General features: G+C 62.6%; 20 protein-coding genes and 1 pseudogene. 4 read left to right on the top strand and 17 right to left on the bottom strand.

All coding sequences use genetic code 11. From position 1 onward, the window contains the following. Positions 1-1,478 (bottom strand): potassium transporter Kup (locus ASD12_RS06530; RefSeq protein WP_056583070.1); only part of this gene is annotated, 1,478 nt, incomplete at its 3' end. 99 nt (positions 1,479-1,577) lie between these two features. Then, a complete protein-coding gene (locus ASD12_RS06525) occupies positions 1,578-2,318 on the bottom strand; it encodes a pyridoxine 5'-phosphate synthase (protein WP_056583068.1) in 741 nt (246 codons plus the stop codon). Between the two features lie 113 nt (positions 2,319-2,431). Here ASD12_RS06525 and ASD12_RS06520 point away from each other — a divergent pair, with 113 nt between their 5' ends. Next, the gene (locus ASD12_RS06520; RefSeq protein ID WP_056583067.1) at positions 2,432-2,836 is read left to right on the top strand and encodes an STAS/SEC14 domain-containing protein; all 405 of its coding nucleotides are present in this window, start codon (positions 2,432-2,434) and stop codon (positions 2,834-2,836) included. Here ASD12_RS06520 and ASD12_RS06515 read toward each other — a convergent pair whose 3' ends face one another. The 9 genes from ASD12_RS06515 to ASD12_RS06475 form a co-directional block, all read right to left on the bottom strand. Next, entirely contained in the window at positions 2,837-3,964 is a 1,128-nt protein-coding gene (locus tag ASD12_RS06515; RefSeq protein WP_056583064.1) for an ATP-dependent RecD-like DNA helicase, read from the bottom strand. A 480-nt stretch (positions 3,965-4,444) separates the two neighbouring features. Then, the gene (locus ASD12_RS06510) at positions 4,445-4,810 is read right to left on the bottom strand and encodes a nitrile hydratase accessory protein (RefSeq protein WP_056583062.1); all 366 of its coding nucleotides are present in this window, start codon (positions 4,808-4,810) and stop codon (positions 4,445-4,447) included. Further along, positions 4,797-5,456, bottom strand: coding sequence for a nitrile hydratase subunit beta (nthB, locus tag ASD12_RS06505; protein ID WP_056583060.1), 660 nt, complete (start codon positions 5,454-5,456; stop codon positions 4,797-4,799). The genes ASD12_RS06510 and nthB overlap by 14 nt, the downstream gene beginning before the upstream one ends. Continuing rightward, the gene (gene nthA, locus ASD12_RS06500) at positions 5,453-6,076 is read right to left on the bottom strand and encodes a nitrile hydratase subunit alpha (protein WP_056583058.1); all 624 of its coding nucleotides are present in this window, start codon (positions 6,074-6,076) and stop codon (positions 5,453-5,455) included. Before nthA ends, nthB begins: the two co-directional genes overlap by 4 nt. A 78-nt stretch (positions 6,077-6,154) precedes the next feature. Further along, positions 6,155-9,316: an efflux RND transporter permease subunit gene (locus ASD12_RS06495; protein WP_056583056.1), complete on the bottom strand. Its 3,162-nt coding sequence runs from the start codon at positions 9,314-9,316 to the stop codon at positions 6,155-6,157. Next, the gene (locus ASD12_RS06490; protein ID WP_056583113.1) at positions 9,313-10,563 is read right to left on the bottom strand and encodes an efflux RND transporter periplasmic adaptor subunit; all 1,251 of its coding nucleotides are present in this window, start codon (positions 10,561-10,563) and stop codon (positions 9,313-9,315) included. Before ASD12_RS06490 ends, ASD12_RS06495 begins: the two co-directional genes overlap by 4 nt. A gap of 249 nt (positions 10,564-10,812) precedes the next feature. Next, positions 10,813-11,409 carry a LysE family translocator gene (locus ASD12_RS06485; RefSeq protein WP_056583054.1) on the bottom strand — a complete coding sequence of 199 codons (597 nt, stop codon included), beginning with the start codon at positions 11,407-11,409 and terminating at the stop codon, positions 10,813-10,815. Between the two features lie 135 nt (positions 11,410-11,544). Continuing rightward, positions 11,545-12,117, bottom strand: a complete 573-nt coding sequence (gene ilvN / locus ASD12_RS06480; protein ID WP_023757090.1) for an acetolactate synthase small subunit — start codon at positions 12,115-12,117, stop codon at positions 11,545-11,547. Positions 12,118-12,201: 84 nt separating this feature from the next. Continuing rightward, on the bottom strand, positions 12,202-13,983 hold the full coding sequence (locus ASD12_RS06475) for an acetolactate synthase 3 large subunit (RefSeq protein ID WP_082525278.1): 1,782 nt from the start codon (positions 13,981-13,983) through the stop codon (positions 12,202-12,204). A 504-nt stretch (positions 13,984-14,487) separates the two neighbouring features. Between ASD12_RS06475 and ASD12_RS06470 the strand changes: the two genes are divergently transcribed. After that, the gene (locus tag ASD12_RS06470; protein WP_056583052.1) at positions 14,488-16,290 is read left to right on the top strand and encodes an NAD(P)/FAD-dependent oxidoreductase; all 1,803 of its coding nucleotides are present in this window, start codon (positions 14,488-14,490) and stop codon (positions 16,288-16,290) included. Between the two features lie 81 nt (positions 16,291-16,371). Here ASD12_RS06470 and ASD12_RS06465 read toward each other — a convergent pair whose 3' ends face one another. Further along, positions 16,372-16,956 carry an HD domain-containing protein gene (locus tag ASD12_RS06465; RefSeq protein ID WP_056583050.1) on the bottom strand — a complete coding sequence of 195 codons (585 nt, stop codon included), beginning with the start codon at positions 16,954-16,956 and terminating at the stop codon, positions 16,372-16,374. Continuing rightward, a complete protein-coding gene (locus ASD12_RS06460; RefSeq protein ID WP_056583048.1) occupies positions 16,953-18,104 on the bottom strand; it encodes a gamma-butyrobetaine dioxygenase in 1,152 nt (383 codons plus the stop codon). Before ASD12_RS06460 ends, ASD12_RS06465 begins: the two co-directional genes overlap by 4 nt. 121 nt (positions 18,105-18,225) lie before the next feature. Between ASD12_RS06460 and ASD12_RS06455 the strand changes: the two genes are divergently transcribed. Next, on the top strand, positions 18,226-19,104 hold the full coding sequence (locus ASD12_RS06455; protein ID WP_056583046.1) for a LysR family transcriptional regulator: 879 nt from the start codon (positions 18,226-18,228) through the stop codon (positions 19,102-19,104). 4 nt (positions 19,105-19,108) lie between these two features. Here the strand turns inward: ASD12_RS06455 and ASD12_RS06450 are convergent, their stop codons facing one another. The 3 genes and pseudogenes from ASD12_RS06450 to ASD12_RS06440 all read right to left on the bottom strand — a co-directional run bounded on the left by ASD12_RS06450 (position 19,109) and on the right by ASD12_RS06440 (position 20,556). Beyond that, on the bottom strand, positions 19,109-19,636 hold the full coding sequence (locus ASD12_RS06450; protein WP_056583109.1) for a GNAT family N-acetyltransferase: 528 nt from the start codon (positions 19,634-19,636) through the stop codon (positions 19,109-19,111). A gap of 44 nt (positions 19,637-19,680) precedes the next feature. Beyond that, positions 19,681-19,988, bottom strand: a pseudogene (locus tag ASD12_RS06445) (hypothetical protein). A gap of 4 nt (positions 19,989-19,992) precedes the next feature. Then, on the bottom strand, positions 19,993-20,556 hold the full coding sequence (locus ASD12_RS06440) for an XRE family transcriptional regulator (protein WP_056583044.1): 564 nt from the start codon (positions 20,554-20,556) through the stop codon (positions 19,993-19,995). 155 nt (positions 20,557-20,711) lie between these two features. On the opposite strand from ASD12_RS06440, the gene ASD12_RS06435 reads away from it, so the two are divergent. After that, complete coding sequence (locus tag ASD12_RS06435) at positions 20,712-22,544, top strand: ATP-binding protein (RefSeq protein WP_056583042.1); 1,833 nt, start codon at positions 20,712-20,714, stop codon at positions 22,542-22,544. Between the two features lie 212 nt (positions 22,545-22,756). Here the strand turns inward: ASD12_RS06435 and ASD12_RS06430 are convergent, their stop codons facing one another. Then, positions 22,757-23,548, bottom strand: coding sequence for a GGDEF domain-containing protein (locus tag ASD12_RS06430; protein ID WP_056583040.1), 792 nt, complete (start codon positions 23,546-23,548; stop codon positions 22,757-22,759). Between the last annotated feature and the right edge of the window lie 90 nt (positions 23,549-23,638).

The raw sequence follows: 23,638 nt of genomic DNA, 5'->3' as shown, positions 1-23,638 counted from the left end.
AACACGGCGGTGCCGGACACAAGCTGCGGCTTTTTCTTCAACAGATTGCCTGCGAGGAAATCGAGCGGGATCTCGTTGCGGCGGGTCTTGTCGAACAGATACCGGCTGCCGCGTATCCACGTCGACATGACTAACCCCATGACGCAGGCAACGGTAATCGACACCCAGCCGCCTTCGAAGATCTTCACGACATTTGCCAGGAAGAAGCCGCTATCGATAATGCCGAACAACAGTGCCAGCGCCAGCGCCAGTGCCAGCTTCCATTTCCATAACTTGCGCATGACCACGAACAGCAGGATCGTCGTCATCAGCATTTCACCAGTCACCGAGATACCATAAGCGGAGGCCAGCGAACTCGAACTGCCGAAACCGACGACCAGCAACATCACCCCCAACGCGATGAGCAGGTTGACGCGCGGCATATAGATTTGCCCGAGTTGCATTTCGGACGTGTGCTGCACCTCGATGCGCGGCAGGAGATTCAGTTGAACTGCTTGGCGAGTCAGCGAAAAAGCGCCAGAAATCACCGCTTGGCTGGCGATGACGGTCGCGGCGGTGGCCAGACCGACCATCGGCATCAGCACCCAGTCCGGCAGCATCTGGAAGAACGGGTTGGTGGGCCTGCCACCATTTGCGAGGACAAAGGCGCCTTGCCCGAAATAGTTGAGCAGCAGGCAGGGAAACACGATCGCCAGCCAGGCGAGCACGATCGGCTTGCGTCCGAAATGGCCGAGATCGACATAAAGCGCCTCCGCCCCGGTCACCGCCAGGAACACCGCGCCAACCGTGACGAAGGCGGCAGTCGGTGTGCCGACCAGATAGGCAGCCGCATAGTAGGGATTGATCGCCAGCAGGACCGACGGGTCGTCCATCAGATGATAGACACCGGCGACGCCGATGGCCAGGAACCACAACGCAGTCACCGGACCGAACACAGCTGCGACCTTTCCGGTGCCGAACCGTTGCACCGAGAACAGGACGGCTAGGATAACCAAGGTGATGGGCACAACATAGGCATCCAATGTCGGAGTCACGACCTCCAGGCCTTCAACCGCCGACAGCACGGAGATGGCCGGCGTGATGATCGCGTCACCGAAAAACAGCGCCGCGCCGCAGAGCCCGATCCCGAGAATGAGTCGCGCGCCTTTTGGATAGGCGCTGCGTGCGAGCGACATCAACGACAGTGTACCGCCCTCGCCCTTGTTGTCGGCGCGCAGCACGAAGGCGACATATTTTATGGTCACGATGATGGTCAACGCCCAGACGATCAGCGACAGAACACCCAAGACGTCACCGCGCGTATCCGTGCCCGGAGAAGCATGAAGCGCCTCGCGGAAGGCGTAGATCGGGCTGGTGCCGATATCCCCATACACGACACCCAATGCGCCCAGCATCAGAACCTTGGTGCTATGCTGCTCGACCTCGGGATGGCCCGATGCGACGGCTTCGGCGTCGCTATCGCTACTGGCAAGTGCCATGAACCACTCTCCGGTAGGCGTGCGGTGCATTACGCACGCTGCGGTACGATATCAATTGCACACGATGGCTGCCATGCTTTGCCGTGCCAAGCTCAACCCCTACCAGCCGCAGGCCTTGAGGAACCGACCCACCGTGCCGGCCATGCCATACTCCAACGCGTCGGCTGTCAACCCATGTCCGATCGACACTTCGGCCAATGCAGGAATGCGCTTGGCAAGTGCCGGCAGGTTGCTGACCACCAGATCGTGCCCGGCATTGACCTGAAGCCCGGCAGCAAGAGCGGCGTCGGCGGTTTTTCCCAGTCTTTCCAGCTCCTTGGCCGCCTTGGCGGAGTCGGAATAGTAGCTGCCGTAGGGACCCGTATAGAGCTCGATACGGTCGGCGCCGGTGTCGCGTGCGGCCGCCACGCAATCGGGGTCCGGATCGGAAAACAGCGACACGCGAAAGCCCCCCTTCTTCAGACGCTTGACGATCGGAGTGAGGAACGCGGCCTGGGTCGCGAAGTTCCAGCCATGGTCCGATGTCGCCTGGGCCGGATCGTCCGGCACCAGGGTCACCTGTTCAGGCTGGTGCTTTTCCACAAGCCCCAGGAAATCCTCGCTCGGATAGCCCTCGATGTTGAATTCCGCGCGCGGAAACTCGTCGTCGATCAGCGACCGGATCTCTGGCAGATCGGAGTGTCTTGTGTGCCGCTCGTCGGGGCGCGGATGCACCGTCAGCCCATGCGCTCCGGCCGCGAGCGCAATGCGGCCGAGACCGATGACGCTAGGCCACGGCAGGTCGCGCCGGTTGCGAAGCATGGCGATGGCATTGAGATTGACGGAGAGCTTTGCGGGCATGTGGGCGGCCTCGTAAAATCATTCGACGCGCCACCTATAATGCCTTTGGCGGGAACAGACAGGGGGTTTCGGGTGTTCCAAGCCTGATGAACGAACCTGGGAAAGGAACCCCCGTGAATTTTCTCGATACCGTACCGGCGATCCGCCGTCTCGAAACCAGCCGTGACGACCTTTTCGCCATCGACGTCGTCGGGCACGTCTCTGCTGCCGATGGCGAAAACCTTTTTGGGCTGATGGAGGCTGCCTACGCTCTTCACCCGCGCATCGATGTGCTGGTCCGCCTCGTCGAGCATGAGGGCGTCGACTGGGCTCATATCGCGGACGAGACCCTGAAGCAGGGCGCCATCCACGCATTGGAACATGTCGGCCGTTGCGCGACGATCGGCGAACCGGACTGGATAGCGGACGCGCAGCGCTTCCTGCCATCCTCACCGCCCATCGAATTCAGACATTTCAAGGCGGACGAGGAAGCCGCGGCGTGGCAATGGCTTGGTGCTCAGCCAACCGAAGAGCGATAGCTACCTGACGATCGTCAGCCGCTCGGCCGCCCGGGTGATGGCGGTGTAGAGCCAGCGCTGGCGGGTTTCCTTGAAGGCCCAGCTCTCATCGAACAACACGATCTCGTTCCATTGCGAGCCCTGTGCCTTGTGCACGGTCAGCGCGTAGCCATAGTCGAAATCGTCGAAGCGCTTCTTCTGCTGCCAGGGGATATCGGCGTCCGGATCCTCGAAGGCCGCCTTGAGCAGCTTGATCTTGGCGACGCCGCGATCCGGATCGTCCTCTTCCGGCGACACCAACAGGTTGATGCCGGGCTTCACCGTTTCGCGCGACGAGGTCATCACCTTCCACAGCGAGCCGTTGAGCAGGCCCTTGGCCGGGTCGTTGCGCAGGCAGACCAGCTTGTCGCCGGCCTGCGGATAGTCGGCATTGAAGCCTTTGAGCTCGCGCAGCCGCTGATTGTAGCGGCGGCGCGTGCGGTTGGTGCCGACCAGCACCTGGTCCGCCCTGAGCACCAGCTCCTGGGTGACGTCTTCCTTGCCGATCACCTGCGCCGTGCCATAGTCGCCACGCATGAACTCGCGGCCCTCGCGCACATCGAGCGCCAGCCGCAGGATCGGGTTGTCGCGCGCCTGCCGATGGATTTCGGTGAGCAGGAAGTCCGGCTCGTGGTCGGTGAAGAAGCCGCCACCCGAGATCGGCGGCAACTGGCCGGGGTCGCCGAGCACCAGAATCGGCGTGCCGAAACTCATCAGGTCGCGGCCGAGCTGCTCGTCGACCATCGAACATTCGTCGATGACGACCAGTTTGGCCCGCGAGATCGGGCTCTGCCGGTTGAGCGAAAAGGTCGGCGACATCGAGGTCTTGCCGGTGACCTCATCCGATACCGATTCCTCGCCCTTCGGGCGATAGATCAGCGAATGGATGGTGCGCGCATTGACCGCGCCCTTGGAGCGCAGCACCTGTGCGGCCTTACCGGTGAAAGCCGCGAACTGCACCTGGCCATCGACATGTTCGGCGAAATAGCGCGCCAGCGTCGTCTTGCCGGTGCCGGCATAGCCGAACAGCCGGAACAGCTGCGGCTTGCCGGTCTTGAGCCAGCGGGCTACCGCTTGCAACGCCTCGTCCTGTTGGGGAGAGAATTCCATCAGCGCGAGAGACCGGATTCGCAAGGGAAAGACAAGACAGCCGCCATCACGATCGACACGTGGGGACGCCTCAGCGCCGCCGAGAGGTCAGGCTATCAGGGGCGAACCGGAACGTAAAGAGAACAAAGTGAGGTAGTCTCAGTTTGAATTTGATGGACCCGCTGCCACGAAAGGCGTAAAATATTTGGCTAGCCCGAAAAGCCCTCCACGAAAGGAGCGCGCGATGCCAGGCAGATACGATGAGTTCGTGCACCTCGAAAACATCAGGAATTTCGAAAAGAAACTAGAAACGGAAACAGATCCCATAAAGCGCGATCTGCTTGTTAAGTAGTTGGCCGAGGAGAAGGTGGGAAAACTCTCGCCCACTGTTACTGAGCCGGAGGCTCGCTTTTTTTAAGGACCGCGTGCCCGGTCGAATTTCAAACTGAGGCACTCCCCACTACCAAGCTTTGAGTTGCCGCGACCTATTCGGTCTGGCCGCTACGACCTGCGGTCGAGCTGGGGATCATTCTCCAGCAGGATCGGCTTGCCGTGCGGGGTGGCGTGCGCGGCGCGCTCCCAGGCCTCAGCCATTGCGTCGACATCGGACTTGGCGGCCAGCCCTTTGGAGGCAAGCAGGCTTTCCAGTGCCGCCAACCAATGTTCGTAATAGTCATGGCCGTCAGACGCGGCGCCGGGCTTCTTCACCTCGCTCGACAGCGCCTGCGCCCATTCACTCCACGAAAACAGGCCCTTGTCGTGCAGCGCCACCGTCATGGCGAAGGCTTCCGCCTGCCATGGCTCCGCAAACATCGGCGCATCGACGCCCGGTGGCAAATCGGCCATATCCGTGTCACGCCGGCTCAAGGTAGCTCTCCCAGGCATCGATCGAGACGCTCAGCGTCGGGTCGGCGCCCCCGCCCCAGATTTCCGCCCCTTTGAACACCACCGTGTAGACCCATTGCGGGTTCTCGCCGTGCCCATGCGCGTTGCTGTCGGGGAACACAAACCCATCGCGCACGGCCTCGATGACGCCATACTTGCCGCGTGCGTAGCGTGGCAGCCGCGTGTGGCCGGTCGGGTTGACGTTCTTGGTCCGCACGGGGTCGCCGGCCTTGAACCGCGCCGCCGTCGCTACCGGCCGGTCGCAAGGCCCGCCCTTGGCCAGCACTGCCGGCACGTTTTCGGCCTTCAGCACCCTTTTGGGTGTCGCTGCCGGATCGACCGCCCGACCCGCCTCGAGATCGCGCTCCGTGACGAAGCCATGGCGCTTGAGAAGTGTCTCCAGCGCCTTGATCCAGATCTCGTAGTAGCTGGAGGCATAATAATCGGCGGGATGCAGCGATTCCCGCGCGTGCCGGCTCTCGTCGATGTTCCACGCGCCCATGGCGCCGGCAGTCAGCGTCACGCCGAGCGCGCGCCTTTCCCATGCGGCATGAAAATACGGCTCGTCCTTTTCGGGCGCGACCGGGCCGAAGCCCATCTGTCCGCCGAGATCCTGCGGCCCGTTCATGCCGGCTGCCCCTCTATTCCAGGTCTTTGGGCCAGTCCGGTGCCGATCATCGCGTCGCGGCTCACCAACTCCGCCAGCTGTTCCTTGCTCCAGCCCTCAGTGCCCTCGGGTCGCATCGGCACGACGAGATAGCGCAGCTCCGCGGTCGAATCCCAGACGCGGATCTTCTTGTCCGCCGGCAGCGTCAGCCCGAATTCTTCCAGCACCCCGCGCGGATCGATGACGGCGCGTGAGCGATAGGGCGGCGCCTTGTACCAGACCGGCGGCAGACCGAGCACCGACCACGGATAGCAGGAGCACAGCGTGCAGACGACGAGATTGTGCGTGTCCTCAGTGTTGAACACCGCCTGCATGTGCTCACCTTGCCTACCGGTGTAGCCCAGCGATTCGATCGCCGCCGTCGCGTCGCGCTTCAGCCATGCGGCAAAGTCCGCGTCGACCCATGCCTTGGCCACCACCCTGGCGCCATTGCGCGGGCCGATTTTCGTCTCGTAGGTATCGACGATGACGTCGATCGCGGCCGGATCGATCAACCCCTTCTGGGTGAGGATGGTTTCCAGCGCACGCACGCGGGCGGCAAACGGATCGAGTTCGTTGTCGTGATCATGATCGTGTGACATGGCCGCAAATTACGATTCCGCTGACGCCGCCGCAAGCACGACGCCTTGGGCCAGCGGACCATGGCGCTGGCCCTGTCTCTATTCGGCGGCCGCCCGCTGCGGTTCGGACAGCGCTTCTTCCCTGGCCTTGAACAGCGAAGGCTGGTCGACATCTTCGACCGGGCTCGGTTCGCCCTTGCGCTTTGACCAAAGCCCGACCAGCCAGCCCGAGAAATTCTCCATGTAGACATAGATCACCGGCGTCACGAACAGGGTCAGCGCTTGCGAGGCAAGCAGACCGCCGACAACGGCAACGCCGAGCGGCTGGCGAAGCTCGGCGCTGGCGCCGGTGCCGAGCGCGATCGGGAACGTGCCCATCAGTGCCGCCAGCGTCGTCATCATGATCGGCCTGAAACGCATCAGGCAGGCCTTGTGGATAGACTCGGTCGCCGACATGCCTTCTCGTCGCAGTTCGAGCGCGACATCGACCATCATGATGCCGTTCTTCTTGACTATGCCGATCAGCATCAGGATGCCGATCACCGCGATCACCGACAGATCCATGCCGGCAAAGCGCAAGGCAACAACCGCTCCGAGCACAGCCGACGGCAGGCCGGTGAGGATTGTGAGCGGGTGGATGAAGCTCTCGTACAGGATGCCGAGCACGATATAGATGGTCAGGATCGCGCCGCCGACCAGAAGACCCTGGTTGGCCAGCGAATCCTGGAAGGTCTTGGCCGTGCCGGCAAAGGTGGTCGAGATCGCCTTCGGCATGCCGATCTGTTCTTTCAGCGCGTCGATACGGGTCACGCTATCGCCGAGCGCCACACCTTGCGGCAGGTTGTAGGAGATCGTCACCGCCGGAAGCTGGCCGAGCTGATTGACGGTCAGGGCGCCTGCCGTGCGATCGACCCGAGCGAAGGCACCTAGCGGAACCAGGCTGCCGCTCGCCGTCCTCATCTGGATGGCGAGCATCCGCTCGGGCGACCATTCGATCTTGGGATCGAGCTCGGTGATGACTTCGTAACTGTCGGCCGAACCGAAGATCGTCGAAACCTGGTCGGTGCCGAACCCGCCATAGAGGGCGGAGCGCAGCGTATCGGTATCGATGCCGAGTTGCGCGGCCTTGTCGCGATCCACCACCAGCGTCGCCTGCAGTGCATTGTTCTGCAGGTCGCTGGTGACGTCGGTGAAGTTCGTATGGTCGGCCGCCATCGCGTCATTCAGTTTCTGGGCCCAGATGTCGGTCTGGCCTGTATCGAGCCCCTGCACGACAAGTTGGTAGGCGCTGGCAGAGGATCGTGACCCGAGTCGGAGGTTCTGCACCGGCTGCATATAGGCTTCGATGCCGGCTACATTGGACAATTGCCGCCGCAGATCGGACTGCACCTTCTCGATATCGGGGCGCTGGCTCTTGTCCTTCAACTGCACGTAGAGCCTGCCCTGATTAAGGGCGCTTCCCCCACCGCCCACCGACCAGGCGACATGCGTTACATAAGGAGAACGCGAGAAGACATCGGCGACCTGGTGCTGCAGTTTGACCATGGCGTCGAACGAGATGTCCTGGCGTGCGATTGTCGTCACCGATATCTGGCCGATATCCTCCTGCGGGAAGAAGCCTTTAGGCGAGACCTCGATCAGCCACACCGACGCTGCCGCGGTGCCGACGAAGACGAGAAACACCAGGAAAGTGTGCCGCAGGCAGAAACTCAAGACCCGGTCATAGCCGCGCGTGACGAGGTCCTGCTTGTGGCCGGGACCATGCGCGTCGCGGTCGGCCTTGGTCACCGACAGGAGCCGTGAGCACAGCATCGGCGTTAATGTCAGCGACACGAACATCGACGCCAGGATGGCGACCGTCACCACGACCGCGAACTCGTTGAAGATGCGCCCGATGACGCCGCCCATCAAAAGCACCGGGATGAACACGGCCACCAGCGAGATCGAGATCGAGATGATGGTGAAGCCGATTTCGCGCGCGCCCTTCAGCGACGCATCGAAGGCCGAAAGCCCATCCTCCTCCATATGCCGGAAGATGTTTTCCAGCATGACGATGGCATCGTCGACGACGAGGCCGACGGCGAGCGTCAGGCCCATCAGCGATATGTTGTCGATGGAAAAGCCGAACAGGAACATCGCGCCGAGCGTGGCGATCAGCGAGATCGGCACCGCCACGGCCGGAATGATCGTTGCCGTCACCCGGCGCAGGAACACGAAGATCACCATCACCACCAGCGCGATGGTCAAAAGCAGTGTGAACTGCACGTCGTCGACGGCTTGGCGGATCGAGGACGAACGGTCGTTGAGCAGCTTTATCGAAGCGGCGGCGGGCATCTGGTCCTGGAAGGACGGCAACATCGCCTTGACCTTGTCGACGACGTCGACGGTGTTGGCGTCGGGCTGGCGCTGGACGGCAAGTATGATGGCGCGGGTGCCGTCATACCAGCTTGCAGTCGTCGTCGTCTCGACCGAATCGACCACGCGGGTCACCTCGCCCAGCCGTACCGGGTGACCGTTTTTGGTGGCGATGATGATGTTGGAGAAGCCGGCCGCGTCGGTCAGTTGCGTGTTGGCGGTGATGGTGAGCTGCTGCTTGTCGTTCTGGAGCACGCCGAGCGGCGTGTTGCTGTTGGCCGACGCGATTGCCGTCTGCAGCTGATCGATCGAGATGCCGCGTGCCGCAAGCGCGGTCGGATCGATCTGGATGCGCACCGCGTATTTCTGCTGTCCGAAGATCGAGACCTGCGCCACCCCATCGATGGTCGACAGCGACGGCGAGATGACGTTTTCCGCGAATGCATCGAGATCTGTCAGCGGAACCGTGTCGCTGACCAGCGACATCAAAAGGATCGGCGCATCGGCCGGATTGACCTTGCGGTAGCTCGGCGGCGACGTCATTTCGGGCGGCAGCGATTTCTGCGTACGCGCGATCGCCGCCTGTACGTCCGCGGCCGCGGCGTCGATGTCCCGATTGAGCACGAACTGGATGGCGATCGATGTCTGGCCAAGCGAGTTCGTGGTCGAGATCGAATCGATGCCGGCGATGGTGGCGAACTGCTTGATCAGCGGCGTCGCCACCGATGTCGCCATGGTTTCCGGCGAGGCGCCGGGCAGCGAAGCCGAGACGTTGACCACCGGGAATTCGGCACTGGGCAGTGCGGCCACCGGCAGGAACTTGTAGGCAAACAGCCCGCCCAGCACGAGGGCGAACGACATCAGAAGGGTGGCGACCGGCCTGCGAATGCAGAATTCGGAAATCATTGGGCTGCCTCGCCGGCGTTGGTCGCCTCGGCCACCTTGGGCGCGGCAGCACTCGCCGTTGCCTTACCTTCATGCACCGCGGCTCCATCCTTCAGCCTTGTCTGGCCTTCGGTGACAACCTTCTCACCGCTTTTCAGCCCCTGGCTGATGGCGCTGTTCTCGCCTTCGGTCAGGGCCACCTGCACCGGCCGCATCTCGACGGTGTTGTTCGGCTTGACCACATAGACGAACGGCCCCTTCTGGCTAGGTTGCACCGCGACCGTCGGAACCGATGTCATTTGCGGCATGATGCCGGCGTTGAGCACGACATTCACATACTGGCCCGGCCACAACGAAAGATCGGTGTTCGGCACACTTGCCCGCGTCGCGATCGTACCCGACGCGGTGTCGACGCTGGAGTCGACGAAATCGAGCGTACCCCTGCCGATCGGCGTCGGGTCACCATCCTTGGTCAGTGTCACCGCGCCCGGCTGCGGATTGGCAAGCGCCTTGTGCAGCAGCGCCAGGTTGCTCTCGGGAAGATTGAAGTTGACCTGCAGCGGGTCCATCTGAGTGATGGTCACCAGCGGGGTCACCGTGCTGCCGTTGCCATTGCTGGTGGTGACGAGGTCGCCGACGGCAACGCTGACCGCACCCAGCCTGCCGGAAATCGGCGCCGTGATCGTGGCGAAGCCAAGCTGGACGTTGTCGGCGTCGATTGTCGCCTTGTCGGCATCGACGGTCGCCGCCGCTGCCTTCGCCGCTGCGACGGCCTGGTCGTAGGTCTGTTGCGTGCCGGCCTGCTTGGCGACCAGATCCTTGGCGCGCTGGAGATCGGACTGCGAGCTGGCGAGCATTGCCTGGTCCTTGGCGAGTGTCGCCTGGTCCTTGGCGAGTTGCGCTTTCAACGCGCGGTCATCGAGCGAAAACAGAACATCGCCGACCTTCACCATCTGCCCGTCCTTGACGTCGATCGAGACGATCTGGCTGGAGATCCGCGCGTTGATGCTGACCACGGCTGGAGAGGAGACGAAGCCGATGGCGTAACGCCGGATCGGGAAATCGGCGGTCGAGGCGACTGTCGAGAGGATGGAGGCCGAGCGCGCCGCGCTGGCGCCTTTCTTGTCCGCAGCCGCCGACGCGGCCACCTGCTTTGCTCCGACGAGCTGTTGAACCTTGCCCAGCGCATCAGGCGAAAGATAAAGCCACCCCGCCGCCGCGCCCAGGCAAGCGACGGCCAGCAAAGAAAGAACGACTTTTCCACGCATGGTCAAAGGCCCTCTCCACCCGACACGTCGTGGTCCGATGGTCCTATCCTAGCGCAAATCACGGTCGGTTGCCGCGATTTCGCCGAATAGATAGGACACGCCTTTGTCGGAAAAGGGCCAAAACACGGCATTACGAAGATTTAATGTGCACTGCACAATGGATGTGCAGCGCCGCCCGACTCCCCAATCCGAACGGCCCGCCGAGAGTCTGGATCTCGTCTCGCGACGATCAGACGGTGCCCCCACGCCCTATTTAAGCATCGGCCAAAGCGTCGCCGCCAGCAGTACGCCCATGGCGATGTTGAACCATTTCAGCCGCACCGGGTCCGACAGGAAACCGCGCAGCGCAGTGCCGAAACCCGCCCACACCGAGACGCTCGGTAAATTGACGACGGTGAAGGCCACGGCGATCAACACCACCGACAGGAACGGATGCTCCGGATTGGTGTAGACGGCCATGGCGGTGATCGCCATCACCCATGCCTTGGGATTGACCCACTGGAACGCCGCCGCATCGATGAAGCGCATCGGCCGCGCCTTCACCTCGCCCTTGCCGCTGAGCGAACGCGACATGGCGATCTTCCAGGCAAGATAGAGCAGATAGGCGCCGCCGGCGATCTTCAATCCGGTGTGCAGCGCCGGGAACGCCGTCAGCACCGCACCAAGGCCAAGCCCCACGGCCACCAGCAGCACCAGGAAACCGATGCTGATGCCAAGCATGTGCGGAACCGATCTGACGATGCCGAAATTCACTCCCGATGCCAGAAGCATGAGATTGTTCGGCCCCGGCGTGATCGAGGTCACGAGGGCGTAGACGAGCAGGGCAAGGAATGCGTCAAGCGACATGATATCCTCCCTGGTAAGTCAGCATTATTGATTGTCTCTTCTCGGCGACCGTGCAAAGGCCACGGACCGCCTACAGCGGGGCCAGAAGCCCCTTTTTGAAGGCGCCAGGCCGGTTCGGCGCTTGCCTCCGAAGCCCTACATCGCCTGTGGGCCGCGGTTCAACGCCGCCACGCCGGTGCGGCAGATTTCCACCAGGCCGAGCGGCTTCATGATGGCGATGAACTGGTCGATCTTGGAGCCCTTGCCGGTGATCTCGAAGATGAAATGCTCGGTGTTGGCATCGATGACGCTGGCGCGGAACGCGTCGGCCAGCCGCAGCGCCTCGACGCGGGCCTCGCCGGTGCCAGCGACCTTGACCAGCGCCAGTTCGCGCTCCAGCGGCCGCTCCTGGCCGGATTCATGCGAACGCACGGTCAGGTCGACGACGCGGTGCACCGGCACGATGCGCTCGAGCTGATGCTTGATCTGCTCCAGCACATGCGGCGTGCCGCGCGTCACGATGGTGATGCGCGACAGGTGCTTCTCATGCTCGGTCTCGGAGACGGTCAGGCTTTCGATGTTATAGCCGCGCCCGGAAAACAGGCCGATGACCCGGGCAAGCACGCCCGGCTCGTTGTCGACCAGCACGGAGAGCGTGTGGTTTTCCGGCTTTTCCGTTTCCTTGGCGATGAAATAGGCGGAACCGGTCGGCTGTAGCTGTGCGTTCATGACATGAATCTCGATTTCAAGCTCTTGAGCTAATTCTCTGTTTGCGCACGGCTTCTCGCGACAGCCCTGCCTCGTATCTGCTGGCTACACCAGTTCCCTGCCCTTGGCGTCGATGGCGTTGGCCACCGCCTCGTCGGTCGCCTCGTTGGGCAACAGCATCTCGTTGTGCGCCTTGCCCGACGGGATCATCGGGAAGCAGTTGGCGAGGGTCGCCACGCGGCAATCGAACAGCACCGGCTTCCTGACAGAGATCATCTCCTTGATCGCGTCGTCCAGTTCGTCCGGCTTTTCGCAGCGAATGCCGTGGCCGCCATAGGCCTCGGCCAGCTTGACGAAGTCCGGCATCGCTTCGGTGTAGGAATGCGACAGCCGGTTGCCGTGCAGCAGTTGCTGCCACTGCCGCACCATGCCCATATACTGGTTGTTGAGGATGAAGATCTTGATCGGCGCGTCGTGCTGCACGGCAGCGCTCATCTCCTGCATCGTCATCTGCACCGAAGCGTCGCCGGCAATGTCGATGACCAGCGCGTCGGGATGCGCGATCTGCACGCCGAGCGCCGCCGGCAGCCCGTAGCCCATCGTGCCCAGCCCGCCCGACGTCATCCAGCGGTTCGGCTTCTCGAAATGATAGTGCTGCGCCGCCCACATCTGGTGCTGGCCGACCTCGGTGGTGATGTAGGTGTCCATGTCCTTGGTCAGCGCGTAGAGCCGCTCGATGGCGTATTGCGGCATGATCACGTCGTTGTTCATCTTGTAGGCGAGCGAGTCGCGCGCACGCCATTTGGCGATCTGCTCCCACCAGGGGTAGAGCGCCTTCTTGTCGGCCTTGGCGCTCGCGCGCCAGAGCCGCACCATATCCTCCAGCACCCGGCCGACATCGCCGATGATCGGCACCTCGGTGTGGACGTTCTTGTTGATCGACGACGGATCGATGTCGATGTGGATTTTCTTCGAGTTCGGCGAGAACGCGGTCAGCCGCCCGGTAATGCGGTCGTCGAAACGCGCGCCGATGCAGATCATCACGTCGCAATCGTGCATGGCCATGTTGGCTTCATAGGTGCCGTGCATACCCAGCATGCCCATCCAGTTCTTGCCCGATGCCGGATAGGCACCGAGGCCCATCAGCGTCGAGGTGATCGGGAAACCGGTGAGATCGACCAGCTCGCGCAGCAGATGGCTTGCTTCCGGGCCGGAATTGATGACGCCGCCGCCGCTATAGATGATCGGCTTCCGGGCAGCCGCCATCAGTCCGACCGCCGCCTTGATCTTCTCCAGGTCGCCCTGGACCTTGGGCTGGTAGCTGGTGCGCGGCGCGATTTGCGGCGGGACGTAGAATCCCTTGGCGAACTGCACGTCCTTAGGGATGTCGACCACGACTGGACCGGGGCGGCCGGTGGTCGCCACATGGAAAGCCTCGTGGATGGTCGCGGCGAGCTCGTTGACGTCCTTCACCAGCCAATTGTGTTTGGTGCAGGGGCGCGTGATGCCGACTGTATCGCATTCCTGAAACGCGTCCGAGCCGATCAGCGAGGTCGGCACCTGCCCGGTCAGGCAGACCAACGGGATCGAATCCATCAGCGCGTCCTGCAGCGGCGTCACCGCGTTGGTGGCGCCGGGGCCGGAGGTCACCAGCATGACGCCGGCCTTGCCGGTCGAGCGCGCATAGCCTTCCGCCGCATGGCCGGCGCCCTGCTCGTGACGCACCAGGATGTGCTCGACCTCGTCCTGCTGGAAGATCTCGTCATAGATCGGAAGGACAGCGCCGCCCGGATAGCCGAAGACATGCTTGACGCCATTGTCCTTCAGCGCCTGCACCACCATTTCGGCGCCCGTCATTTCGCGCCGCTCGTTCTGTCCGTTGCTCATCGGTCTGGTCCCGTACTGTCGCCATTTGGGCGTTGCTGGTCGTTTAGTCGTGTTTCAGGCAATAAAAAAGGCCCCCGAGGGAGCCTGTGTTTTGCGCATGGGGGGTTTTCGCCCGGCGGTTACACCGCCTTGCCCACGCGCTTTCCTACGAGAATGAGTGCCGTTTTCATGGTGGCGGACACTAAGGGCGGGAAAGGCAGCCTGTCAACGGGAAAAATCGCGCCGGCGTTGAAGACACTTCATGGCACGGTAAATGGCCATCACGATCGCGCGACGGACGCCGCATCCTTCCCGACATCACGGCGCCGGAGCATCACTTCATCGTCACCGCAAGTGCGCCCCCAAACCGGGTCCGGAAGCGTGCTCTTAAGATAAGTCGTTGAAACCGCTGGAAACTATGGTGGGGCGTGACGAGGGCCGCCATCTTTGCCGATACTTGATCGTCCAGCCGGCACGTCCGGCAGAGCCCACCATGACGATCTGGATTTGACGGGAGGAAACCTGATGCTCGACAAGGCCCCTAACAAGAAACTGTCCGACCTGCTCGACCAATTCGGCGCCGCCCTGGCCGCCAATGACATCGAGAAAGCGGTCGATTGCTTTCAGGAGGATTGCTACTGGCGCGACCTCGTCACCTTCACCTGGAACATCAAGACCATGGAAGGCCGCGACCAGGTCCGCGACATGCTGAAAAGCCAGTTGTCGAAGACCAGGCCATCACATTTTGCCATCGCCAAGGGCGAGGACGCGACCGAGAGCGGCGGGTTGATCGAGGGCTGGATCAGCTTCGAGACGGAGGTGGCACGCGGCTTCGGTCATATCAGGCTCAAGGACGGCAAGATCTGGACGCTGCTGACCACCATGGTCGAACTGAAAGGCCATGAAGAGCCGGCGGGCTTCGCGCGGCCGATGGGCGCCAAACATGGCTCAGGCAAGAACCGCCTGACATGGAAGGAAGAACGCGAGAAGGAAGCCGCCGAGCTCGGCTTCAAGACGCAGCCCTATACGGTCATCATCGGCGGCGGCCAGGGCGGCATCGCGCTTGGGGCGCGGCTGCGGCAACTCGGTGTGCCGACCATCATCATCGAGAAGAACGAGCGGGCCGGCGACAGCTGGCGTAAGCGCTACAAATCGCTCTGCCTGCATGACCCTGTCTGGTACGACCATCTGCCCTATATCGACTTCCCGAAGAACTGGCCGGTCTTCTCGCCCAAGGACAAGATCGGCGACTGGCTGGAAATGTACACCAAGGTGATGGAGCTGAATTACTGGTCCTCGACCGAGGCCAAAAGCGCTTCCTACGACGACGAGAAGAAGGAATGGACCGTCGTCGTCCACCGCGACGGCAAGGACATCACGCTGAGGCCCAAGCAGCTGGTGCTGGCGACCGGACAGTCCGGCAAGGCCAATCTGCCGAAATTCAAGGGCATGGAAAACTTCAAGGGCGACCAGCACCACTCCTCGAAGCATCCGGGTCCCGACGCCTATGCAGGCAAAAAGGCCGTTGTCATCGGATCCAACAACTCCGCCCATGACATCGCCGCGGCACTTTGGGAAGCCGGCGCAGACGTCACCATGGTGCAGCGCTCGAGCACCCACATCTCCAGATCCGACACGTTAATGGAAATCGGACTGGGTTCGCTCTATTCGGAGCAGGCGCTGCAGAATGGCATCACCACGGCCAAGGCCGACCTGATCTTTGCTTCGCTGCCCTACAAGATCCTGCACGAATTCCAGATCCCGGCCTATGCCGAGATGAAGAAACGCGACGCGGCATTCTACAAGGGACTGGAAAAGGCCGGTTTCATGCTCGACTGGGGCGACGACGAGTCCGGCCTGTTCATGAAGTACCTCAGGCGCGGCTCTGGCTATTATATCGACGTTGGCGCCTCGCAATTGGTCATCGATGGTTCGATCAAGTTGAAGAGCAGCGTGGACGTGAAGGAGATCAAGGAGCATTCGGTCCTGCTCAGCGACGGGTCGGAACTGCCTGCGGACCTCATCGTCTACGCCACCGGCTACGGCTCGATGAACGGCTGGGCCGCCGATCTGATATCCCGCGAAACCGCCGACAAGGTTGGCAAATGCTGGGGCCTCGGCTCGGACACCACCAAGGATCCAGGCCCCTGGGAAGGCGAGTTGCGCAACATGTGGAAGCCGACGCAACAGGAAGCGCTGTGGTTCCATGGTGGCAATTTGCACCAGTCGCGCCACTATTCGCAATTCCTGTCGCTGCAATTGAAGGCGCGGCACGAAGGCATCGCGACGCCGGTCTACGGGCTGCAGCAGGTCCACCACAAGGGATAGCCGGACAAAGCACCAAGGGAGGTGCGGCGAATGCCGCGCCTCCAGCATGCATATGAATAGGTGTCGGGCTCATGCCCGCCGTCAGGCGCGATCGCGAAAGTCGCTGACAACGCGCTGCAGCAGCGGCACGTAATCGCGAAACGTTCGCGTCTTCATGTTGGCGATCTTGCCGCTCTCATCCCAGATGCGGACTCGGACCGCTTCCTCATGGAAGGGGTTCTTGCGGAACTCGGCTACCTCCTCGGCGCTCATCGGCCCGCCTTGCAGCGACAACGTGTGGACCGACGCCTGCGAGAGCCTGCCGAAATAGGTCGGGTCGGTGGCGCAGAGATAGCGCTTGGCCGCGACATGCAGCCTGACGCATTCGACGATGACCGGTGGAAAGAACGGCGCCAGCACCTCGCCGCCGGCCTCGTCATGATGCTTGTCCTCGACATCCTCGGGCGAATAGGTGCCGAACTCGCTGGTATAGTGGCCAATGTCGTGCAGCAGCGCTGCCGCGACCAGCTCGTCGGGCGCGCCGTCCTTTTCGGCGAACCAGGCGCCCTGCAGCATGTGCTCCGACATGGTGACGGGTTCGCCGAGATAGGATTCCGCGCCCCGGCGCTCAAAGATGTCGGCGATGAACTCGACGATGGTGTCCGCGTTCAGGTCCTGGCCGCTCATTCCGCCGCCTCCTTGAACCCGTGCTCGATCGCCGCGAGCGTCGACAGCAGTCCGTCCTTGTCGGCGTAGCAACCTTGCAACCAGCGTTTGCCGGTGCCGGAAAACGCCTTGCGCGCATGCATGACGCGTGTGTTGTCGACGATGAAAGCCTGCCCCGCTTCGAGCTTGAACGTCACTTCGAAGGACGGATCCTCGATCAGCTCGGCGAACCGGCGATAGGCGGCGTAGTAAGCCTCCATGTCGGCGAACGGCACATCGACCGTCGGCGCCAGTGAGCGGTTATTGAAGCGGATGCAGATCAGCTCGCCATCGGGTCCGAGCTCAATCATGGGCCGCTTCGCCTGCAGCCGTACACCCGACGAGCCTGCATATTCGAAGCGCGCCGGGCATGAACTCAACAGCCGGAAGCCTTCGGGGTTCTCAGCCTGCAACGCGGCCGCGACGGCAAACCCGTCGACGACACTGGACTCGCCACCCTCAACCGTATTCTCGATGCAGGACAGGATCTGCAACGTCGGCACAGGGTCGCGATAGGGATTGTCGGTGTGCGCCTGGAGGCCGAGATTCGTGTAGGCGAGATTGTTGGGATTGACCTCCGCGCGCACTTCGAACCAGCGCCCGTAATTGGTCTCCCTAATGTAGCCGAACAGATCGGACACCTTGCAAAGCGCCCCGGATTCGGCCGGCAGATCGTCCATCACCGCGAAGCCATAGGCTTTCACCGCCGACAGCCATTGCCGCAACACGGCTTGGTTGCCGCTGGCAGCAGAATAACCGGCGCGCGGCACCGAATTCTGCATGGTGGCCTTGGTCCATCGCACGGTGTCCTCGCCTGTCCAACCGGGCCGGCGCGCCTCGCCGCGATCATAGGTGTTGGCGCTCAGCCATGCCGCCGGGAAACTCACCGTTTTTTGCTCGGGCACGAAGCTGACTTCCAGGGCATCGCCCTTGATCGACGCGGCGCCGATCCTGGTCTCGGCGGGAATGTCGAGGATGGTGATGAGCCGTTGGCCGTTGCCGGCGCTGCGCGTCTTGTCGTCCAGCGCATTGTCGCGCAGCCACATCGCGTGGAAGCGGGTGCGCGTCCCATCCTTCCAGCCAAGTTCGACTGTTCTGCCTTCGTCGCCGATCAGCGCGTGGGTGAGCATGGAGATCCGTTCCTGTCCATTGCATCCCCGCGGCCCGATCCGCAGGGTTCCGATTGCATGTTGATCGCGCGACAGGCATAACTCAAATTATCATTTTTCGGCCAATGACCATAATACACTAATGTCTCAAACAACCCGACCCTTGCCGCCTCTGGACTGGCTGCGCAGTTTCGAGGCCGCGGCGCGGCTGTCGAATTTCACCGCGGCGGCAGCCGAGCTTGGCCTCACCCAGGCAGCCGTCAGCCAGCACATCCGGTTTCTCGAGGAGCGGCTGAGGACACGTTTGTTTTCGCGGCTGGCGCGCGGCGTCGCGCTGTCACCGGAGGGTGCGGCCTACCTGCCCCACATCCAGTCGGCCTTCGCCACCATCGGCAGCAGCACCGCGGAATTGTTCGAGCCGCGCGCGGTGCAGACCGTCTCGATCCGCGCACCGATCTCCTTTGCCTTGCTGATGCTGGTTCCGGCGCTGCCCGATCTGGCAAAGGCACTGCCGCGCATCCAGCTTGATCTGGTGACGATCCATCGCCCGACCGACTACGACTTGCCGGGCTCCGTGCTCGACATCCGTTTTGGCAACGGATCCTTCCCCGGACGCGAAGCCGACAGGCTGACCGCCGAGCGGCTCGTGCCGGTGGCGGCGCCGGCGCTCGCCGGCGACGCGGACTGGACCTCCCTGCCGCTGCTTCTGGTCGCCGGTGCACGCGAGATGTGGGCGGAATGGTTCGCCGCCGCCGGGCTGGCTGGCCACCCCAGGCGATCGCATCGCTTCGACAGTTTCGTTGCCGCCATGGAAGCGGCCAAGGCCGGCGCCGGCGTGCTTTTGGGCTCACGGCCGCTGGTCGATGCGGCGCTCGACAGCAAGACGCTGGTCAGGCTTTCCGATTTCGAACTCTCCAGCACATCGGGGCATTTTCTGACCAAGGCGTCGACCGCGCGCCTGACTGGCGCCGAGCAGGATTTCCGCCAGTGGCTGTTGTCGCGCCTCTCCGCGCCGGCATGACCGGTTACGAGATTGGCCCGATCCGCTTCCAGTAGATCAGCGTACCGGTCAGCCCGCCATGCGGCTTCAGGGCATAGTCCGGTATCTCGCCGGCCAGCTTGAAGCCCAACCTCTCATAGAGGCCGGAAGCGCCCTCCTCGGTCGCCGTGTCCAGAACCAGCAGCTTGCGGCCCTTCTCCGCCGCAAGGCTTTCGGCGGCCCGCATCAAGCGCGTTCCCACGCCCCTGCCCCGATAATCGACTGATGTCATCAGCTTGGCGATTTCGGCCCGGTGCGGCTGGTTGGGCGGGGAGTCGAGCAGCAAGGTCACGGTGCCGACCAGGACCTCGCCGTCCCAGGCGCCAAGCACCGTCCTCTCCCCTCTTTCCGCTGCGGCCAGCGATTTCTCCCAGAATGCCTTTGCTGCCTGCGGCGCCAACGGATGCATGAAGCTCACCGATCCGCCGGCCGCCACCGTTGCGACCAGCAATTCGGCCAGCATGTCCTGCGTCCCGGCAGCCGGGGTCAGTGTTTCGATCTCGATCGAGTTCATGCGCATGATATCCTGTGATTTGCGATAGATGCAGGCGCATTCCATCAGTCCAGATGGCGCACGCGGCGTCGCTTTCGCGCCGCCTTGATGGCGCTGATGCGTTCGGTGTCTTCTTCCCTGAGATGCCGCCCGCGCTCCAGAATCTCGAGCGTGTACTCCTCATAGGTCAGGCCAAGCCGCTCGGCTCTGTCCATGCGCAGCAGCATGACCTCGCGGCTCGGCGCCTTCCACGCCTTGGCATGGGCGGCCTGCCAGGCAAGGAAGATGTAGGGATCGCCCTTGCCCCAGGGCGGCCCCTTGTACTCATCGAGAGGCGGCCCCCATTGTGGGAGCGCTTTGGTCTTCTCGCCATGATGTCAGCCCCTGATCAGCGCGACGAGATAGTCGGCGCCGGGCTCCAGGCCATGGAAGGTGCAGTCCGACGGCGCCCCTAGCGCCAGGCAATCGCCTGGTTCGAGCCCGTGCACCACATCGCCCTCGGTGAATTCGAGCCGCCCGGAAATCAGCCATATCTGCTGCTTGATGAAGGCGTAGGTGGTCGCCGGGAAGCTGACCTTGGCGCCCGTCGGCAGTTGCACCCTGATCAACTCGAGCGGCATGTCGGAAGCAGGCGAAAGGTGCCGTCTGACATAGCCGGTATCGGGATCGCGCCACACCGGCTGGTCGGCCTCGCGCAGCAGCCCGCCACCCTGCAACTCCGCGCGCGCTATCAAGGTTGACAGCGTCATGCCGAAGGCCGATGCGATGCGCACCAGCAGAGCCGCCGTCGGGCTGGTCTTGCCGCGCTCGGTCGCGCTGAGCATCGCCTTCGAGACCCCGGAACGCTCCGCCAGTTCGGCCAGAGACCAGTCCCGCATAATCCTTTCGGCGTGTATCCTTCGGCCGATGGTCGAGGAAATGTCGTTCATTATATCATCCATACGTCCATTATAGCGAAACATCGACGTGGGAAAAGAGCCGTCTCGCGACAATTTTCTCGGGCTCCTTAATCCTCTCTACACCACACGGCCTCATGCAGCCTTAACCCCATTCCTGTAGGGTCGATACTCCAGGGGAAATGGGGATTGGCCTGTCCATGTATGTCGAACGCGAAGCCTCCGTTGGAGAACCGACATCGCAGGAACGCCGCAACGCCGAGCAGAACGACAGGCGCATTCTGGGCAATGTCGTGCAATGCGATGGTGCGCGCGCTACCATCAGCGCCTATGCGGATGATGTCGACGGCGCGGTGACCGGCCTGTGGACGGTCGGCAAGATGATTTCCATCAATCTTGGATCCACGCGAACCGTCGGCCTGGTCTACGAGATCGGCAAGTCGGATCGCGCCTGGAGCAATGAGGGCCAGAACGCGATCGAGGTCAGCATCGAACTGGTCGGTGAAGTGCGTGACGGTACAGAGCCCGGCGCCAGACCGGTCTTCGATCGCGGCATCACAACCTATCCGCATATCGGCGCCGTTGCGCACCGCATCCGCACCCGCGACCTGCAGGCGGTCTACGATCTCGCCGGACGTCATTCGATCACCATCGGCACACTCGCGCAGGACGAGACGATCGCCGCAAACATCGCCATCGACGATACGCTGGCGCGTCACTTCGCCATTGTCGGCACCACCGGCGTCGGCAAATCCACCGCCGTCTCGCTGCTCTTGCGCAAATCGATCGCGGCGCGGCCCGACCTGCGCATCCTGATCCTCGACCCGCACAACGAGTTCGCGGCGTCGCTGCCCGAATACTGCGTCAGGGTTGATTCCAAAACCTTGGATCTTCCGTTCTGGATGTTCACGCTGGAGGAATTCGCCGAGGTGCTGTTCCGGGGCCGCGAGACCGAGCCCGAAGAAATCGATGCCTTGCGCGACCTGATTCCAGCCGCCAAGAACCTTTACCGCAATCCGAATTCCGGCGCCTATCTGCGGCGCGGCAGCGATGCGCTGACCGCCGATACGCCGGTGCCTTACCGCATCGCCGACCTCCTCAAGCAGATCGACGAGCGCATGGGCATGCTCGAGAGCAAAACCGATCGCCCGACGCTCAGATCGCTGAAGACGCGCATCGAATCGGCGGCCGCCGACCCACGCTACCGCTTCATGTTCAACTCGCGCCTGATCGAGGACACCATTCACGAGACGATCGGCAACATCTTCCGCGTGCCGCATCATGGCCGTCCGGTAACCTGCTTCGAGATGGCCGGCATGCCGTCCGAAGTGGTCAATTCCGTCTGCTCAGTGCTGGCGCGCCTGGCCTTCGACCTCGCTCTGTGGAGCGAAGGCAAGCTGCAGCTGCTGTTTTTGTGCGAAGAAGCGCACCGCTATATGCCGGCCGACCCGCGTCTCGGCTTCGCGCCGACCAGGCATGCGCTGTCGCGCATCGCCAAGGAAGGCCGCAAATATGGCTGCTATCTCGGCGTCGTCACTCAGCGCCCTGGAGAACTCGACCCGACCATTCTGTCGCAATGCTCGACCTTCTTCGCCATGCGGCTCGCCAATGAGCAGGACCAGGCGATCATCCGATCTGCGATTGCCGACTCCTCCGCCTCGTCGCTTGCCTTCCTGTCCTCCATGGGCCAGCGCGAAGCCATCGCCTTCGGCGAAGGCGTGGCGACGACCATGCGGCTGAAGTTCGAGAAACTGCCGAGCCACCTGCTTCCCGGCACGGCCAAGCGCGAAGAGGCCGCCTCTTCGAAAGCTGGTGACGATGTCGATCTGGTGGCGATCGTCGAACGACTGCGCAACGTGCCGAAACCAACGCAGCAGGCGATGGCCTTCGCGGAAGTCGTCGATTCAGGCCGCCAGGCGGGCGATCCCGACTATCGCAAGCCCCCCGCCGCGCGCGCGCCATCAGACGACGACTTCGACATGCGCTACGGTCTCAAGCCCGCAACCTTCGGCCTGCGCCCGCAAAACGATTGAGTTTGCAGCCTGGTTGTTCTGCCGGCTGATTGAGAAGCCGCGCCAAGCTTGCGCCCTGCCTGGACCGCTTGGGTAAATCCCGTCAGGGAATTCGTCAGGCTGAGTCGCATGGTGTCGTTTTCGAGAGCCGGAGCGGACATTAAGTCCCGTGAGCACCGGAAGCGCAGAAAACGGCGCCAACCGGCCAGCCTCACGAATTCAGTGATGGGATTTTAGGCGCAGACGCGGTTGCGGCCTTGCCTCTTCGCCTCGTAGAGTTGGCGATCGGCACGGCGATAGAACTCTTCCGCCGTCTCCTTGCGGTCCCAGACGGCAAGCCCGACGCTGGTGGTGATCTTGAGGCGGACATTGCCTGACAGCACCGACATGTTGGCGATCGCCTTGCGGATGCGTTCGGCAAACTTGCCCAGAAGCTCGGCATCCATGTTGGGCGTGACCACGGCGAACTCCTCGCCGCCCAATCGCGCCACCACGTCGTGGTAGCGTGTCATGTCCTTGAGACAGTTGGCGACGGCCTTGAGCACCTCGTCGCCAACGTCATGGCCGTGGGTGTCGTTGACCTGCTTGAAATGGTCGAGATCGAGGATCATCAGCCCGACGGGCTTTTCGATGCGCCTGAATTCCTCAAGATACTCCTTCAGCGCATCATCGAAATAGCGCCGGTTCTGCATGCCGGTCAGGCCGTCGGTCAGGGCGGCATGCTCCAGCGTTTCCGAGCGGGCGCTGAGCGAAACCGTCATGGCGCGCAGCTTGCCTTCTTCCGTCGCCTGTTTGCGGATCAGCGGATAGATGAAGAAAATGCCGAAGAACAGCGCCGTAGCCAGGAGCACGCCGGTCGCAAACAAAAGCTTGTTGAGATAGATGACCTTGTCCAGGCCCGAAGCCGTATGCAGCTCGTTGGCGAAGGATTGCAGAAGCCCATAGGCATGCAGCGTCACCAGGCCAGCGGCCAGGATCACGAAGATAAAGACGAAAAATGCTGATTCCGCCTTGTGGAAACGCATCTGCTCCCCAATGGAAAAGTGCCCACTGACCTTATGGCATGGGCGGGCTTACGGAGGGTTAACTTGGACAACCGCAACGAGAACCTTTCC

This window comes from Mesorhizobium sp. Root102 (genome assembly GCF_001425625.1).
Classification (GTDB): Bacteria; Pseudomonadota; Alphaproteobacteria; order Rhizobiales; family Rhizobiaceae; genus Mesorhizobium.
Note: the sequence above shows the minus strand (reverse complement) of the source record. Positions and strands in the feature narration are given on the sequence as shown.

Excerpts from the sequence above, each read along its gene's own strand:
- nthB (WP_056583060.1), bottom strand. The coding sequence starts at position 5,456 with ATGAACGGGCCGCAGGATCTCGGCGGACAGATGGGCTTCGGCCCGGTC.
- ASD12_RS06525 (WP_056583068.1), bottom strand. The coding sequence starts at position 2,318 with ATGCCCGCAAAGCTCTCCGTCAATCTCAATGCCATCGCCATGCTTCGC.
- nthA (WP_056583058.1), bottom strand. The coding sequence starts at position 6,076 with ATGTCACACGATCATGATCACGACAACGAACTCGATCCGTTTGCCGCC.
- ASD12_RS06435 (WP_056583042.1), top strand. The coding sequence starts at position 20,712 with ATGTATGTCGAACGCGAAGCCTCCGTTGGAGAACCGACATCGCAGGAA.
- ASD12_RS06470 (WP_056583052.1), top strand. The coding sequence starts at position 14,488 with ATGCTCGACAAGGCCCCTAACAAGAAACTGTCCGACCTGCTCGACCAA.
- ASD12_RS06465 (WP_056583050.1), bottom strand. The coding sequence starts at position 16,956 with ATGAGCGGCCAGGACCTGAACGCGGACACCATCGTCGAGTTCATCGCC.
- ASD12_RS06440 (WP_056583044.1), bottom strand. The coding sequence starts at position 20,556 with ATGGATGATATAATGAACGACATTTCCTCGACCATCGGCCGAAGGATA.
- ASD12_RS06430 (WP_056583040.1), bottom strand. The coding sequence starts at position 23,548 with ATGCGTTTCCACAAGGCGGAATCAGCATTTTTCGTCTTTATCTTCGTG.
- ASD12_RS06460 (WP_056583048.1), bottom strand. The coding sequence starts at position 18,104 with ATGCTCACCCACGCGCTGATCGGCGACGAAGGCAGAACAGTCGAACTT.
- ASD12_RS06515 (WP_056583064.1), bottom strand. The coding sequence starts at position 3,964 with ATGGAATTCTCTCCCCAACAGGACGAGGCGTTGCAAGCGGTAGCCCGC.
- ilvN (WP_023757090.1), bottom strand. The coding sequence starts at position 12,117 with ATGAACGCACAGCTACAGCCGACCGGTTCCGCCTATTTCATCGCCAAG.
- ASD12_RS06475 (WP_082525278.1), bottom strand. The coding sequence starts at position 13,983 with ATGAGCAACGGACAGAACGAGCGGCGCGAAATGACGGGCGCCGAAATG.
- ASD12_RS06455 (WP_056583046.1), top strand. The coding sequence starts at position 18,226 with ATGTCTCAAACAACCCGACCCTTGCCGCCTCTGGACTGGCTGCGCAGT.
- ASD12_RS06450 (WP_056583109.1), bottom strand. The coding sequence starts at position 19,636 with ATGAACTCGATCGAGATCGAAACACTGACCCCGGCTGCCGGGACGCAG.
- ASD12_RS06490 (WP_056583113.1), bottom strand. The coding sequence starts at position 10,563 with ATGCGTGGAAAAGTCGTTCTTTCTTTGCTGGCCGTCGCTTGCCTGGGC.
- ASD12_RS06495 (WP_056583056.1), bottom strand. The coding sequence starts at position 9,316 with ATGATTTCCGAATTCTGCATTCGCAGGCCGGTCGCCACCCTTCTGATG.
- ASD12_RS06485 (WP_056583054.1), bottom strand. The coding sequence starts at position 11,409 with ATGTCGCTTGACGCATTCCTTGCCCTGCTCGTCTACGCCCTCGTGACC.